Origin of the sequence: Aquitalea magnusonii, assembly GCF_003202035.1 — a bacterium.
In the GTDB taxonomy this organism is placed as follows: Bacteria; Pseudomonadota; Gammaproteobacteria; order Burkholderiales; family Chromobacteriaceae; genus Aquitalea; species Aquitalea magnusonii.
In genome coordinates, this window is record NZ_QJKC01000002.1 from 186,807 (window position 1) to 201,729 (window position 14,923).

A 14,923-nucleotide genomic window follows, 5' to 3' on the forward strand; every position below is an offset into this window, starting at 1 on the left:
TTGCCGGGGCGCTTTTTTATTTTCCCTGTTTAATGGTCCAAGCCCGGCAGCCATTCCGGCCAATATCCCTCCGCGCTGAAACAATCACTGGCTACCGCCACACCGGGCAGGGCCAGCAAGCGACCATCGGCGGCATACAGCAAGGGCCATTGCCGGCGCAATAATGGCGGAATACCCGCTTCCTGCAACAGCTTCTTCACCGGCTTGCGCCCTACGGGCTGCTGCAACACCTCACCACCCTGCCGCGGGCGCAATTGCAGATCGCCAGCAAGTGAGGGCAAGGACAAACCACCGCCGCGCACCCAGCGCAAACGCCCGCCCCAGCCGGGCTGGCGGCTGACTGGCTGCGACGCATCAAACCGCAACACAGTCGCTGATTGGGTTGGGCGTACCGGCACGGCATGCAGCTGCTGGCGATAGCGCACCACAACCAGCTCGGGCAATTGCAAACAGGGCTGGCTGGCGGCCGCCGCCACATGCAATTGGCGCAAAAATTCCTGCAATTGCTCCGGCGCGACTTGTGATTGCCCCAGATGCCGCAGCCAGGCCATCAGCAAAAAGCCCTGCCGCACTGGCGACAAGGACAGTAATCGTTCGACATCCAGCGCAGCGCCAGTGGTGCAACTGGCCAAATCAGCGGCGGCCACCTCATCCACCAACTGCGATGCCTGCGCCATATGCCAGGCGCTGCGTTCAAGCTGTTGCCGATAGGACGGAACATGCTGCTGCAGCAGCGGCATGATGCGGTGTCGCAGTAAATTGCGGCGGTAGGCAATGTCCGCATTACTGTCATCTTCGACCCAAACCAGCCCCTGCACTGCAGCGTACTGTTCGAGTTGCTGGCGGGTAAAGCCAAGCAATGGCCGCCACAATTGCAGCGCCCCTAGTCTGCGCACAACGGGCATGCCCGACAGCGCACGTACGCCGCCACCGCGTAACAGCTGCAACAGCACGGTTTCGGATTGATCATCCAGGTGATGTGCCAGTACCAGCACCTCGGCCGTGGACTGGGCATACACCGCGTAGCGCTGCTGCCTGGCCTGGGCCTCCAGGCTCTCTCCGGCTGAACGACTGACAGCAACCCGGACCACCCGCAAGGGGACTTCCAGCTGTTGACACACCTGCTGACAATGCAGCACCCAGTCATCCGCTGCGGCATTCAGGCCGTGATGCACATGCACGGCCGACAGCCGCAGCTGTGGCCGCTGCTGGCGCGCCCGAGCCAGCAGCGACAACAGCACCATGGAATCGAGCCCACCACTCAGTCCAAGCTCAAAAGCACAAAGGCCGGACAAATTGTCCGGCCAGTGGGCTAACAGGGCTTCCAGCAGATCAGGCTGCATCTTCCTTGTAACGTCCATAACTCATCAAGCGCTCGAAGCGCTCTTTCAGCAGCACTTCAATGGGACGATTGGCAAAGTCCTTCAATTGCTCCTGCAGCACACGCTTCATGGCATTCATCATTTGCGCATGATCACGATGTGCACCACCAACCGGCTCGGTCACCACGCGATCAATCAGGCCGAGGGTCTTCAGACGATTGGCGGTAATGCCCAGCGCCTCGGCCGCTTCGGATGCACGCTCGGCAGTTTTCCACAGAATGGAAGCACAGCCTTCGGGCGAAATCACCGAATAGGTGGAGTACTGCAGCATATTGACCTGGTCGCCCACGGCAATGGCCAGCGCACCACCGGAACCACCCTCACCGATGATGGTGCAGATGATGGGCACACGCAGTCTTGCCATTTCGTAGAGATTGCGCCCAATCGCTTCGGATTGGCCGCGCTCTTCCGCACCAATGCCGGGATAGGCACCCGGGGTGTCCACGAAGGTGATGATCGGGATGCCAAACTTTTCGGCCAGCTTCATCAGGCGCAATGCCTTGCGATAGCCTTCCGGGCGCGGCATGCCGAAATTGCGGTAGATCTTTTCCTTGGTATCACGGCCTTTCTGATGGCCAATCACCATCACAGACTGGCCATTGAAACGGGCCAAGCCACCCACGATTGCCGGGTCGTCGGCAAAGGATCGATCACCATGCAGCTCTTCGAAATCCGTGAAGATGCTGCGCAGGTAGTCCAGTGTATAGGGACGCTGCGGGTGGCGGGCCACCTGGGAGATCTGCGAGGGGGACAGTTTGGCATATAGAGTCTTGGTCAGTTCCAGACTCTTCTTTTGCAGGCGTGCGATTTCTTCGGAGATATCCAGTACGGAATCATCCTGCACGAAACGCAGCTCTTCTATCTTGTTCTCGAGCTCGGCAATCGGCTGCTCAAAATCGAGAAAGGTCGGCTTCATTATTCACATCATCCGATTAAGCGAATCGGGCAATCATACATGAGTGCAAAAGAATCCGTCACGCCCCTGTCTGACAAAATTCAATCAGCATGGCGCGTCGATTTGGGATTTGCCCGTTTTATGCAAAAAAATGAAACCACCCCCTTGCGCTGAAAATATGGCTGTGCTTTAATTCGCCTCCTCGCTGAGACGCAAACGCAGACAGCGAAAAGGTTTCAGGGCGTTTAGCTCAGTTGGTAGAGCGTCTGCCTTACAAGCAGAATGTCGGCGGTTCGACTCCGTCAACGCCCACCAAGGTTTGGAGTGGTAGTTCAGTTGGTTAGAATACCGGCCTGTCACGCCGGGGGTCGCGGGTTCGAGTCCCGTCCACTCCGCCAACAGATTAGTAGCAGTAACCCTTTCGGGCGTTTAGCTCAGTTGGTAGAGCGTCTGCCTTACAAGCAGAATGTCGGCGGTTCGACTCCGTCAACGCCCACCAAGGTTGGAGTGGTAGTTCAGTTGGTTAGAATACCGGCCTGTCACGCCGGGGGTCGCGGGTTCGAGTCCCGTCCACTCCGCCAACAGATTATGCAGCAGTAACCCTTTCGGGCGTTTAGCTCAGTTGGTAGAGCGTCTGCCTTACAAGCAGAATGTCGGCGGTTCGACTCCGTCAACGCCCACCAAGGTTGGAGTGGTAGTTCAGTTGGTTAGAATACCGGCCTGTCACGCCGGGGGTCGCGGGTTCGAGTCCCGTCCACTCCGCCAATATCAGNNGTCAACGCCCACCAAGGTTGGAGTGGTAGTTCAGTTGGTTAGAATACCGGCCTGTCACGCCGGGGGTCGCGGGTTCGAGTCCCGTCCACTCCGCCAATATCAGAAAAAGCAGCCTATGGCTGCTTTTTTGCATTTCTAGCCACCCTCAACCACACCAGTCTTCCTGCCACACTCCGTACCAGCCATCAATGCAAAAAACCCGGCATTGCCGGGTTTCGCCAGGCGATTGTGCGCTACACCACCAGCCACCACAGGCATCGGGCGGCTGGTAATGGCGCAGCTCAATCCTTACGCATGGCCAGCCAAAGCTGCATGGCAATCACGCCGACAAAAAATACCGCCACCCAAAATGGCATGGCCTGCCCGAGGAAAGTCCAATCCACCTTGGCACACTCGCCACTGCCTTTGAACACCTTGGACAGCACATCCCACAAGGGAGAGGTTTCCATCAGGTAGTCCAGCCCAGGGCCGCAGGCGGGCACCTGATCTTCCGGCAGACTCTGCAACCACAGCTGTCGCACGGAAACCGCCCCGCCCGCCAGCGCAGCCAGCACGCCCAGCCCGGCCCACAGGCGATAGCCGCCACGACCGGGGTTATGCAAGGCCGCCAAGAGGGCAATCAGGCCGACGGCAATAACGCCAACGCGCTGAAAAATGCACAGCGGGCAAGGCTCCAGCTGCAAGACATACTGCGAATACAGGGCAAAGCCCATGGCGGCGGCACAGCCAGCCGCCACCAGAAAGAACCCTTGGCGGCGCGATAAACGAATACTCACAACATCCCCTTGTTTATGTTTTGGGCTGAAATAGGAAAGCTCTGAGATTTTGCTACAGACTCAAAGTTCCAGAAATTGTTTGATGGCCTCACGCTGATTCAGCGCATCCTTGTAACCAAGCGCAATCAGGGCACGGCAATATCCCGGCTCAAACAGCAAATAGGTCGCCAGCGTCATGCCACGCTGGCGCGTGCCACCCGTCCCCTTCATCAGAAAGCGCAATACCGGCGGAAACTCATGGGCATACTGGTAAGCAATGCTTTCCAGCGATTTGCTGGGATTCAACATGAAAATGTCCACCTGCTTGAGGCTGGTTTGCGTGCACAGTTCCTGATGCCCCTCCAGCAAAGACACCGTGTGATTCACCCGCAACAAGCGCTCCATATCCATCGACATGCTGTCGATGAACACACTATTTAGCAGATGGCCGAATATCTGTGCCGGGCTGGGCGCCACCCCGGTGGTGCGGCGCTCGGCCCCTGCTGGCCGCTGACTGCTCAAGCCGACGATAAACAGCTTTTCCGCCCCCAGATGCAGGGCCGGCGACAAGGGGGCCATCTGCCGAATGGCGCCATCGCAATAATGCAGCTTGCCGATCTGGGTCGAGGGAAAGATCAGCGGAATGGCCGATGTGGCCATCAAATGATCCAGCGAGATTTTCTCGCGCACGCCAATACGCTGATGACGGGACCATTCGTTGATACCGGACTGCCCCTCAAAAAAGGTCACCGACATACCGGTACTGAAACAGGAGGCGGTCAGGGCCAATGCCTGCAGGGCATGCTGCTGCAATGAATCCTGAATGCCATCCAGCGGCATGGTGCGTGCCAGAAAATCGCGCAATGGCGCATTATCCAGAAAGCTGCGCGGATTACGCCAGCCGCGGCCGCCAGTGGCGATGGAAATGCCAAAATGGAAAAAGGTCTTGAGAAAATAGGCCAGGCTGGCATCGTAAACATTATTGATGTGCAATTGCTTCCACATCTGGGCCAGATAGCGCACCGCCTGACGATAATTGCCCGCCCCGGCAGCCACTGCCACGGCATTGATGGCGCCAGCCGAAGTACCGCAGATGATGGGAAAGGGATTGCGTTCCGGCTCCGGCAGCAATCGCGAAATGGCCAGCAATACGCCCGCCTGATAGGCGGCACGGGCGCCGCCTCCCGACAGCACCAGACCGATCTTGCTCTTCCCCGCCATCTTGCACCTCGCTGTGGATGCATTAGTTGTTGTTATAGGCATAGCCGGAAAACGGCTGCTCTGACAAGCAGCCGCATCACATCAGCCTCAGTCTTCACCCGCCACGGTCATCGATTCGATCAACACCGAACCCATGACTTTGCCACCTCGTGCCAAGGTATCGGTGCCAACTGCCACCATGCGCTGGAACATTTCACGCAGATTGCCCGCGATGGTGATTTCCTCCACCGGATAGGCGATCACACCCTTTTCCACCCAGAAGCCGGCCGCGCCGCGCGAATAATCGCCGGTCACGGTATTGATGCCATGGCCCAGCAGCTCGGTGACCAGCAGCCCAGTTCCCACCTGCTGCAACAACTCGTCAAAGCTCTCCCCCGTGCTGTGCACCAGCAGATTATGCGGGCCGCCGGCATTGCCGGTTGTCTGCAAACCGAGCTTGCGTGCCGAGTAGCTGGCCAGCATATAGCCCTGTAATACCCCCTGATCCACCAGCCGCCGCGCCGAGGTTTCCACCCCCTCGCTATCAAAGGCACCGCTCGACATGCCACGCAATACAAAGGGATCTTCATCCACCGTGATATTGGGATGGAAAATCTGCTGCCCCTGGCAATCCAGCAAGAAAGAAGACTTGCGGTACAAATTGCCCCCGCTGATGGCCGACACCAGGTGACCCAGCAAGGATGCCGCCACCGGCGCCTCGAACAGCACCGGGTACTGGCCGGTCTTTACCCGGCGTGCCGACAGGCGACGCACCGCCCGTTCACCGGCGATACGGCCGATCTTGCGCGGGTCCTCCAGATCATCCGGATGCCGCGCGGCCGAATACCAGTAATCGCGCTGCATCGAGCCGCCCTCTTCCGCCACCACCGCAGCAGAAATGCTGTGACGGCTGCCGGGATAACCCGCCAGGAATCCATTACTGTTGGCATAGATGAAATGACTGGCCTGCGCCGATACCGAAGCTCCTTCGGAATTGCGGATGCGCGCATCCACCGCCCTGGCAGCATCTTCACACTGCCGCGCCAGCTCGATGGCCTGCTCCACCGGCAGATTCCACGGGTGGAACAGATCCAGATCGGGAAAATCGGTGGCCAGCAACTGCCGGTCGGCCAGGCCGGAACACTCGTCCTCGGCAGTAAAGCGCGCAATATCCAGCGCGGCCTTCACCGTATCGCGCAGGGCTGTTTCGGAAAAGTCAGAGGTACTGGCATGGCCTTTTTTCTGCCCCAGGTACACGGTGACCGACACCCCCTTGTCCTGGTTGTACTCGATGGTTTCCACCTCGCCCAGCCGTACGCTGACCGTCTGGCCCAGACCTTCGGAAACATCGGTTTCGGCGGCAGAAGCCCCATGCTGTTGCGCCAGCTCCAGTACACGACTGGCGATGCCTGCTAATACGTCTTTGCTGAAACTGAATGTGTTGTCTGCCAATGTCTTATCTACCATGATGTATTTTGCCTTGCCGATGCGGCGGCGCAGCCCGCCACCACCGCCGCCGACGTGTTTGCACGGGAAGCGACACGTCTTTTCCGGTATCATACCAGCCTTGAAAACCGTAGAGACTTTTGAACGATGACTGATTACCAGGACGACAGCCTGCCTGACGGCATGATCAGCAAGTCCCAGCGCAAGCGCAACATGGACGCGCTGCAGGATCTGGGCAAGGAGCTGGTCGAACTCTCCAAGGATACGCTGAAGAAAATGCAGCTGCCGGAGGATTTGCTGACTGCCATTCTGGACTACAAACGCTTTACCGCCCATGGTGCACTGCGCCGCCAGCTGCAATACATCGGCAAGCTGATGCGCGACATCGACGCAGAGCCGATCCGCCAGTATCTGCTGGTGATCAAGGGCGAATCGTCCGAGCACATTGCCTGGCAACATTTGCTGGAACGCTGGCGCGAACGCCTGATGAGCGACGATAAAATGTCCGCCACCTTCATTAACGAATTTCCCGGCGTGGACCCACAACAACTGCGCACGCTGATTCGCAATGCCCGCAAGGAACAGGCCGAGAACAAGCCGCCCAAATCCTTCCGCCTGCTGTTCCAGCTGATCAAGCAAGCCATCCCCGAGCCGGGCAAGCCCCGGGTACAGCAGGATGAACAAGCACACGAATACGGAGAAGACGAGTAATGCTGAAGATAGGCCTGGTTTCAGTTTCGGATCGCGCCAGTAGCGGCGTTTACCAGGACCAGGGCATTCCGGCCCTGCAAGACTGGCTGACCCAGGCGCTGGCTAGCCCGTTCACCACTGTCACCCGGCTGATTCCGGACGAGCAGGCCGAGATCGAATCCACGCTGCGACAGCTGGTGGACGAGGAAGGCTGTCACCTGGTGCTGACAACCGGCGGCACCGGTCCGGCACCGCGCGATGTCACACCGGATGCCACCCTGGCAGTGGCCGACCGCGAAATGCCGGGCTTCGGCGAGCAAATGCGCCAGATCAGCCTGCGTTTTGTGCCGACGGCCATTCTGTCGCGCCAGGTCGGCGTCATTCGCAAAAGTACGCTGATCCTCAATCTGCCCGGCCAGCCCAAGGCGATCAAGGAAACTCTGGAAGGGCTGAAAGACCAACAGGGAGAAACACAGGTGCCCGGCATTTTTGCTGCCGTCCCCTACTGCCTCGACCTGATCGGCGGCCCCTATGTCGAAACCGTGCCGCAGATCGTCAAGGCATTCCGCCCCAAGTCGGCACAAAAACCCGCTTCGGCCTGATGTCCTACCGTGCCCCGGCCTGGCTGCCAGACGGCCATAGCCAAACCATCTGGCCAGCCCTGTTGCTGCGCACGCCACGACCACCCTATCGTCGTGAACGATGGCCCACCCCGGACGGGGCCAGCATTGCACTGGACTTTGTCGATGGCCAGCCCGACAGCCCGCTGGTCGTGCTGTTTCACGGTCTGGAAGGCAGCAGCGACAGTCACTACGCCCGTGCCTTGATGCAGGCAGTCGCCGCACGCGGCTGGCATGGCGTAGTGCCGCACTTTCGTGGCTGCGGCGGCATGGACAATCCCTTGCCACGCGCCTACCACGCAGGGGATGCGGCGGAAATTCGCTGGATACTGCAGCGCCTGGCGCGGCGCCATCCGCTGATGGCGGTCGCGGCGGTATCACTGGGCGGCAGCATGCTGCTGAACTATCTGGCCGAAGAAGGCCCGTCTGCCCTGCCTCGCGCCGCAGCCGCCATCTCGGCCCCGCTGGATCTGGTCGCGGCCAGCACCCGGCTCGACCGGGGCCTGGGCAGGTTGCTGTATACCCGCATGTTCATGAACACCCTCAAGCCCAAGGCACTGGCCACCCTGCGCCAGCATCCGGGCCTGTTCGACGCCGGCCGGGTACGCCGCGCCCGCACCTTTGTCGAATTCGATGATGCCGTCACCGCCCCGCTGCATGGCTATGGTACGGCGCTCAATTACTGGCAACGTGCCAGCAGCAAGCCACGTCTGCGCCAGATCAGCTGCCCCACCTTGATCCTGAATGCCCGCAACGACCCTTTCCTGCCGGCATCAGCCCTGCCAGCGGCGAGCGAAGTCAGCCCGGCGGTGGTACTGGACTTTCCGCAGCATGGCGGGCATGTCGGCTTTGTCAGCGGCCGCTTTCCCGGTCATATTCACTGGCTGCCACAGCGCCTGCTCGACTTCTTCCTGCCCCATCTGCAAAACAACCCCGGCCAGGCAGACGCGGCCCCCCGCCCTTAGCAGCCACCCGGCCCATCAGCCCTGCTCCGGCAGCCAGGGCCGCTGCGGCATGATTGCCAAAGCCGGCACAGTTCTGCATGATGTCCGCTTTGGCTGAACGCATTACCACAGGCTTACAGAATGTCCGACATCCTCAATACCATCGTCGCCACCAAGCATCAGGAAGTGTCCGCTGCCCGGCAAACCTGCCCGCTGGCTGAAGTCCGCCATGCCGCCGAACTACGCGCCACCGACAAGCGCGACTTTGTCGCCGCCATCCGCGCCAAGCATGCCTTGGGTCAGCCGGCAGTGATTGCTGAAATCAAGAAAGCCAGCCCGAGCAAGGGCGTGATTCGTGCCGACTTCGACCCGGCAGCCATTGCCGCCAGCTATGCCGCTGCCGGCGCAGCCTGCCTGTCGGTACTGACCGACAAGCAATATTTCCAGGGCGATGCCGCCTATCTGCAAGCCGCCCGTGCCGCCTGCCATTTGCCGGTGCTGCGCAAGGATTTCATGGTTGACGAATATCAGCTGTATGAGGCCCGCGCCATGGGTGCCGACTGCATCCTGCTGATTGCCGCCGCCCTGCCGCTGGCCCAGATGCGCGACTTCGAAGCCCTGTCACGCGAACTGGGCATGGCCGTGCTGGTGGAAGTCCACAATGAACAAGAACTGGAACAGGCGCTACAGCTGGATACCGAACTGATCGGCGTCAACAATCGCAATCTGCGCACCTTTGAAGTCAGCCTGACCACCACGCTGAAACTGCTGCCCGGCATCAGCAATGGCCGCATTGCGGTGACGGAAAGTGGCATTCTCACTGCCGATGACGTGCGCCTGATGCGCAGCCATCAGGTACACAGCTTTCTGGTGGGCGAAGCCTTCATGCGTCAGGACGACCCCGGCGCCGCCCTTGCCGGACTATTCTTTCCGCAGGACTGAAGCTTGCCATCCGTGCCGATGGCAATAGCAAAACGGCCACCCAAGCGGTGGCCGTTTTGTATTCCAGGGCAGCGTTTCAATAATCAGCACCCAGGTAGATATAGCCGCTGAGCTTGCCATTCTTGGCATTGCCCACCCCCAGAAAGAAGGGGCCAAAAATGGTATCCGCCGCCAGAAACACCGAACCGGCAGGAATCCATTGCGTCGTGCTGCCATCGAAGGGGTTGCCCCACACCCGGCCCACCTCGCCCGACATCCCGGCATACAGACCGCTGCCCAGGGCGGATGGCAGCGAGGCCGCACGCCAGTACACCATCAGCCGTGACAGGGCCACCTTCTCACCCAGCAACTCACCCGCCTGATAGCCGGTCAGGTTGAGGAAGCCGCCCAGCGACTCCAGCCGGTAGTCATCCGGCTTGCGATTGACAATGCCACGCGCCTTGCCGGTCAGCCGGAAGGTCAGATCGCCAAAGGTTTTCACCCCTTCCACCACCGCGTCATAGTCGCGGCTGGCGGTATAGCTGCCCATGGCCGGCAGGGACGAGGTCAGCACGACATTCATGAAATAGCCTGAGCGCGGCCAGCGCGGATTGTCAAACTGATCGAATACCAGTTTGCCACGCACCCCGGCGTAGCTGTGGTTGATCGTGCCGCTCAACAGGGCGGAGTCGCCCAGTGACAGATAGCTTTCCACCCGAGAATCAAACAGCCCCAGTCGCAATTCACCATAACGGCCCAGCACCGTACCGACATCCGCATTGAACATGGTGATATCGTTGCTCACTTCGGCATATTTGATGTGATTGTCATCATAGAACGACAGCGGCTGCTGGTGATAACTGAGCGATGCCGCCGCAAACAAGGGGCTGTCATACGACCATGGCTGGTACAACTCGGTCTTGAACAGCTTGTCCTTGCCGATGACCATCTCGTTCCGCCATGAGCCACCGGCCGGATTCAGCCAGTTACGCTGGTGGGAAGCCAGGAAGCTGAAGTTGGAATCGCCCGGCGTCGAGCTATTGAGGCTCAGGCCGAAATGAACCGTATTGGGGCCAATATTCTTTTCCAGTGGCATCACGGTCATGATGTTGCGACCATTGCGCGCATCGATGGCGTAGCTGAGCTGGTCGTAATCACCCGCAGCAAACAGCGCACGCAGCTTTTCGCGCACAGCATCAACCGTCTCCCCTCCCTTCATGTTCGCCACGCTGCTGGCCAGACCATCCGCATTGACAAAGCGACTATCTGATTTGACCTGGATATCATCCACCACAGGATAGGCCGGCAGCTTCAAGCGCTCGCGCCATGCGGCATAGCGCTCGGCGCTCACCGAAAAGCGGCGCAGTGCCTGCTCCTGAGCCATCGCCGCCGCATTGCCACGCTGGATGATGGCCTGATTTTCCACGAAATCGGCCGCACCATAGCCATTCAGGTCCGGCCGGATCAGCACATCCTCCGGTTGCAGCAAGGCCATCTGCTCCCTGACATTACGGCTGACCATCAGGTTGGTGGTCTGCGCCACCACATCAAACAGGCTGTTGATCTGGTCCTTGCTTAAAGGCGGCGTGCCGACATCCACCACAATCAGGTGCTGTGCACATTGCCGGGCATCCTGAATCGGCAGATTACGTGCCAGACCACCATCCACCAGCAACCGGCCATCGGTTTCCACCAGATCGAACAAACCGGGCACGGCCATGCTGGCCCGCAAGGCCTGGGCCAGCGGCCCCTTGTCGAACACCACCGCCTCACCATTGGCCAGATCTGTGGCCACGGCACGGAAAGGAATCGGCAGTTTCTCGAAGCTATCCAGCTGGCGGTCACGGGTCAGCTTGCGGATGAACATCTCGATTTCCTGCGAGTTGATGGCACTGCGCGGCACACGCAGCTGCCCGTTCTGCAGGCCGAAGGTCACATCGAGATAGTTTTTGTAATCATCACGCTTCTTGTCATAGGGAATGTCAGTCCGCGGCAGGCGCCCGGACAGCATCTGATCCCAGTTGGCATCACGAAAATCCGCTGCCATCTGATCCAGATCCAGGCCATTGGCATACATGCCACCTACCAGGGCCCCTGCGCTGGTGCCGGCAATGCAGCGGATGGGGATGTGCAGGCGCTGCAACTCCCGCAGCACCCCCAGGTGGGCAAATCCACGCGCCCCGCCACCGCCCAGCACCACGCCCACGCCTTCATCCGCAGCCAGTTCGAATGCACCGGCCTGCGGCGCAGCAAACAAGATGGGCAGCGCCAGAATCAGCAGTTTCAGCGAAATTTTCAAAATTCTTTTTGTAGCAGGATGCATATTCAGTAAAAAACGGAAATTTACTATTTCACCTAAGCTGCACGGTGACGTAAGATATAGTGTCATACATTCGACAAAACATAGAGCCCAATAAAGCTTAAGGCACAATGTTCGATTTTAAATCTCTGGTCAGTTCCCTGCTCACTAAAAACTCCCTGGCAACCGGTATCGCCCAATCGGCGACCATGCTGGTGAGGGATTTGCCGCAGGCGGAATACTTTACTGCCCTGGTTGAAATCATCAAGGCCGTCTCCAAGATAAACGCGGATACCGATATCCCGTTGAAGGAGCGCATCAAGACCCTGGTCTATGTCGATGACAAGGCCCACAACATTCATCACCAGCTGTGCCAGGACTTTCTGGCCGCCGTGCCCGGCAGTAAAAACTATCTCCCGACCATTCTGGCCTTCTGGCACGAACTGGCCAATGCCTACCAGATTTGCCTGCGCCTGTATCAGGCCGCACCCAACAATGCCATGGAAGCCGATATCCGGCTGATCACCGCTCGCGGCCTGCATCACCAGATGCGGCTGATCGCCTGGAATTCGCTGCGCTATCTCAAACCGGAAGGCTCGGTCTGGCAACAAGGCTTCCGCTTCTACATGCAGGCGGAAGATGCCGGCGTTGCCCGCACCCCGCTGATGCTGTACCCCGATTCCACGGTGGAAGTCAGCTGTGAACAGCTGTTGTTACAGGGCTGCATGCTGTACCTGGCGCAGACCGACAATATGTTGCACCGCGAAATCATTGCCGTCGACCAGATGATGATGCCGCTCAGCCAGGGCATCCGCCTGGAAAAACAGCCGCCAGCGCAAGAACCGGTCTTCGTCATCAACCTGAGCATGCCGGAGCACCCGCAGCCACTGCTGCGCGGCATGGCCGGCAAATGGATGCGCTATTGGTCCACCAGCGACCTTACCAGCCGTCTGGCCGACCTGATGTTCGACCTGGAGCGCGCCATTCCCGCCTCGCTCAGGGCACTGGAGGCCAAACTGGAGCGCGAAGAATGGCTGGCCTTGTGCGAAAAGCTTGCCATCCGCTGGTCGGATGATGGCGGCAAGTCACTGCGCAAATCCGAGCGCTCGCTGCACAGCTCCAACGCCCAGGTGACCATCGGCTTCGAACGGGTGGCCTTTACCGTCAAGATTCAGGACATCGAAAACAACCAGGACACGCCTTCCCAGGAATGGAAAGTCAACGACATCAGCAGCAGCGGCATGGGGCTGACTTTCGTTGGCAAGAGTCTGGAACAGCTGGCCATCGGCCGTCTGATACTGGTAAAAACCGAGAGCCATCCCTTGTTGCTGGGTGCCATTCGGCGCATCCTGCGCCAGCAGAATGGTACCAAGGTCGGCATCGAAATCCTGGGACAGAGTCCGGTCGGGGTATCCTTGAGCGACCCCGCCGGCAATCGTGACCAGCCGGTCACCGCCATTTACATTACCCAACCGAACTCGCGCAAGAGCCAGCGCTGGTTCCTGATGCCCAAGCATCTGGCCGAGCCTGGGCGTGAGCAGGTCCTCACGGCACAGGGCAAGTCCTATCTGATTCGCCTGAAAAATCCGCAGCAGGAATTCGAGGATTGCAGCAATAGCGATTTCGACACCCTGTCCAAGGTAGACTGACAGCCAAGCCATGCAGCCCGCCCCGGCTGCCAGCGCCGCGCTTCTCGGCACACCACAGACAAAAACGCCCGCAATCGCGGGCGTTTTGGCGTGCAGCAGGCAGAGCCTTACAGTACTTCGATAATACCCGCCGCACCCATGCCGGTACCGATACACATGGTGACCATGCCATAGCCTTGCTGACCGGCATTGCGCATGCCATGCACCAGCGTGGCAGTACGGATGGCACCCGTCGCCCCCAGCGGGTGACCCAGCGCAATGGCCCCGCCATGCGGGTTGATCTTGCTGGTATCCAGCTCCAGATCACGGGTCACTGCCAGCGCCTGTGCGGCAAAGGCTTCGTTGAGCTCAATCCACTTCAGCTCATCCTGGGTGATGCCGGCTTGCTGGCAAGCGGCCGGAATGGCTTCCTTGGGGCCAATACCCATGATTTCCGGCGGCACACCCTTCACGGCAAAGGTCACGTAGCGCGCCAGCGGCACCAGGTTGAACTCCTTGAGCACGCGCTGGGATACCAGAATCACGGCACCGGCACCGTCGGACATTTGCGAAGAGTTACCGGCAGTCACCGAACCCTTGGCATCGAACACGGTTTTCAGCTTGGCCAGGCCTTCCAGCGTGGTCTCGCGACGCGGACCTTCGTCGGTATCCAGCAGCTTGGTCTTGCTGATGACTTCACCGGTTTCCAGGTTCGGCGTGCGATAGGTGACCTCCAGCGGGGTGATTTCGCTCTTGAAGGCACCGGAATCGATGGCGGCAATGGCACGGCGATGCGACTCGACGGCAAAAGCGTCCTGGTCTTCACGCGATACGCCCCACTGCTGGGCCACTTTTTCCGCCGTCAGACCCATGCCATAGGCGATGGCAAAGTTTTCATCCTTGGCGAAGATTTCCGGGTTCAGCGACACCTTGTTACCCATCATCGGCACCAGCGACATCGACTCGGCACCGGCCGCAATCACCACGTCAGCCTCACCCAGACGGATGCGGTCAGCCGCCATCTGCACGGCGTTGATACCGGACGAGCAGTAACGGTTGATGGTGATGCCACCCACGGTATTGGGCAGACCTGCCAGCAATACGCCGATACGCGCCATGTTCAGGCCCTGCTCCGCTTCCGGGAAAGCGCAACCCACCACGCAGTCGGAAATCAGCTTGGGATCCAGTGTCGGCACCTGGGCCAGCGCGCCGGTAATCACATGCGCCAGCATGTCATCCGGGCGCACATGGCGCATCATGCCACGCGGTGCTTTGCCCACCGGGGTACGGGTGGCAGCGACGATATAGGCTTCCTGTACTTGCTTAACCATTTTTTCAATCTCCTGGCAGCCGACGGCTCCGCCCCTCG

The 14,923-nt window shown here is 59.6% G+C and carries 12 protein-coding genes and 7 tRNA genes; 12 read left to right on the top strand and 7 right to left on the bottom strand.

What is annotated here, in order from left to right; genetic code table 11:
- Nucleotides 1–29: 29 nt before the first annotated feature.
- Nucleotides 30–1,343 carry a tRNA lysidine(34) synthetase TilS gene (gene tilS, locus DFR38_RS02655; protein ID WP_211310706.1) on the bottom strand — a complete coding sequence of 438 codons (1,314 nt, stop codon included), beginning with the start codon at nt 1,341–1,343 and terminating at the stop codon, nt 30–32.
- Nucleotides 1,333–2,298 carry an acetyl-CoA carboxylase carboxyltransferase subunit alpha gene (locus DFR38_RS02660; RefSeq protein WP_059286636.1) on the bottom strand — a complete coding sequence of 322 codons (966 nt, stop codon included), beginning with the start codon at nt 2,296–2,298 and terminating at the stop codon, nt 1,333–1,335. Before DFR38_RS02660 ends, tilS begins: the two co-directional genes overlap by 11 nt.
- A 218-nt stretch (nt 2,299–2,516) precedes the next feature.
- On the opposite strand from DFR38_RS02660, the gene DFR38_RS02665 reads away from it, so the two are divergent.
- The 7 genes from DFR38_RS02665 (at nt 2,517) to DFR38_RS02695 (ending at nt 3,147) form a co-directional block, all read left to right on the top strand.
- A tRNA-Val gene (locus DFR38_RS02665) sits at nt 2,517–2,592 on the top strand.
- A 6-nt stretch (nt 2,593–2,598) separates the two neighbouring features.
- Nucleotides 2,599–2,675: transfer RNA gene (locus DFR38_RS02670), tRNA-Asp, on the top strand.
- Nucleotides 2,676–2,700: 25 nt separating this feature from the next.
- Nucleotides 2,701–2,776, top strand: a tRNA-Val gene (locus tag DFR38_RS02675).
- A 5-nt stretch (nt 2,777–2,781) separates the two neighbouring features.
- Nucleotides 2,782–2,858 (top strand) — tRNA-Asp (locus DFR38_RS02680).
- Between the two features lie 26 nt (nt 2,859–2,884).
- Nucleotides 2,885–2,960: transfer RNA gene (locus DFR38_RS02685), tRNA-Val, on the top strand.
- A 5-nt stretch (nt 2,961–2,965) separates the two neighbouring features.
- Nucleotides 2,966–3,042: transfer RNA gene (locus tag DFR38_RS02690), tRNA-Asp, on the top strand.
- Nucleotides 3,043–3,070: 28 nt separating this feature from the next.
- Nucleotides 3,071–3,147 (top strand) — tRNA-Asp (locus DFR38_RS02695).
- Between the two features lie 185 nt (nt 3,148–3,332).
- On the opposite strand, the gene DFR38_RS02700 is transcribed toward DFR38_RS02695, so the two are convergent.
- From DFR38_RS02700 to pmbA, 3 genes are all read right to left on the bottom strand, one after another.
- On the bottom strand, nt 3,333–3,827 hold the full coding sequence (locus tag DFR38_RS02700; protein ID WP_239688858.1) for a disulfide bond formation protein B: 495 nt from the start codon (nt 3,825–3,827) through the stop codon (nt 3,333–3,335).
- A gap of 60 nt (nt 3,828–3,887) precedes the next feature.
- The gene (locus DFR38_RS02705) at nt 3,888–5,027 is read right to left on the bottom strand and encodes a patatin-like phospholipase family protein (RefSeq protein WP_059287510.1); all 1,140 of its coding nucleotides are present in this window, start codon (nt 5,025–5,027) and stop codon (nt 3,888–3,890) included.
- Between the two features lie 87 nt (nt 5,028–5,114).
- A complete protein-coding gene (pmbA, locus tag DFR38_RS02710; protein ID WP_170124150.1) occupies nt 5,115–6,473 on the bottom strand; it encodes a metalloprotease PmbA in 1,359 nt (452 codons plus the stop codon).
- Between the two features lie 126 nt (nt 6,474–6,599).
- Between pmbA and yjgA the strand changes: the two genes are divergently transcribed.
- From yjgA to trpC, 4 genes are all read left to right on the top strand, one after another.
- Nucleotides 6,600–7,163 carry a ribosome biogenesis factor YjgA gene (gene yjgA / locus DFR38_RS02715; RefSeq protein ID WP_059287362.1) on the top strand — a complete coding sequence of 188 codons (564 nt, stop codon included), beginning with the start codon at nt 6,600–6,602 and terminating at the stop codon, nt 7,161–7,163.
- On the top strand, nt 7,163–7,744 hold the full coding sequence (mog, locus tag DFR38_RS02720; RefSeq protein ID WP_110312952.1) for a molybdopterin adenylyltransferase: 582 nt from the start codon (nt 7,163–7,165) through the stop codon (nt 7,742–7,744). The genes yjgA and mog overlap by 1 nt, the downstream gene beginning before the upstream one ends.
- Nucleotides 7,744–8,727: a YheT family hydrolase gene (locus DFR38_RS02725; protein WP_110312953.1), complete on the top strand. Its 984-nt coding sequence runs from the start codon at nt 7,744–7,746 to the stop codon at nt 8,725–8,727. Before mog ends, DFR38_RS02725 begins: the two co-directional genes overlap by 1 nt.
- A gap of 120 nt (nt 8,728–8,847) precedes the next feature.
- Nucleotides 8,848–9,648: an indole-3-glycerol phosphate synthase TrpC gene (trpC, locus tag DFR38_RS02730; RefSeq protein ID WP_059286090.1), complete on the top strand. Its 801-nt coding sequence runs from the start codon at nt 8,848–8,850 to the stop codon at nt 9,646–9,648.
- 76 nt (nt 9,649–9,724) lie between these two features.
- On the opposite strand, the gene DFR38_RS02735 is transcribed toward trpC, so the two are convergent.
- Complete coding sequence (locus DFR38_RS02735; protein WP_059286091.1) at nt 9,725–11,926, bottom strand: patatin-like phospholipase family protein; 2,202 nt, start codon at nt 11,924–11,926, stop codon at nt 9,725–9,727.
- Nucleotides 11,927–12,135: 209 nt separating this feature from the next.
- Between DFR38_RS02735 and DFR38_RS02740 the strand changes: the two genes are divergently transcribed.
- Nucleotides 12,136–13,575, top strand: a complete 1,440-nt coding sequence (locus tag DFR38_RS02740; RefSeq protein WP_233170477.1) for a PilZ domain-containing protein — start codon at nt 12,136–12,138, stop codon at nt 13,573–13,575.
- Between the two features lie 107 nt (nt 13,576–13,682).
- On the opposite strand, the gene DFR38_RS02745 is transcribed toward DFR38_RS02740, so the two are convergent.
- Complete coding sequence (locus tag DFR38_RS02745) at nt 13,683–14,885, bottom strand: acetyl-CoA C-acyltransferase (protein ID WP_059286093.1); 1,203 nt, start codon at nt 14,883–14,885, stop codon at nt 13,683–13,685.
- Between the last annotated feature and the right edge of the window lie 38 nt (nt 14,886–14,923).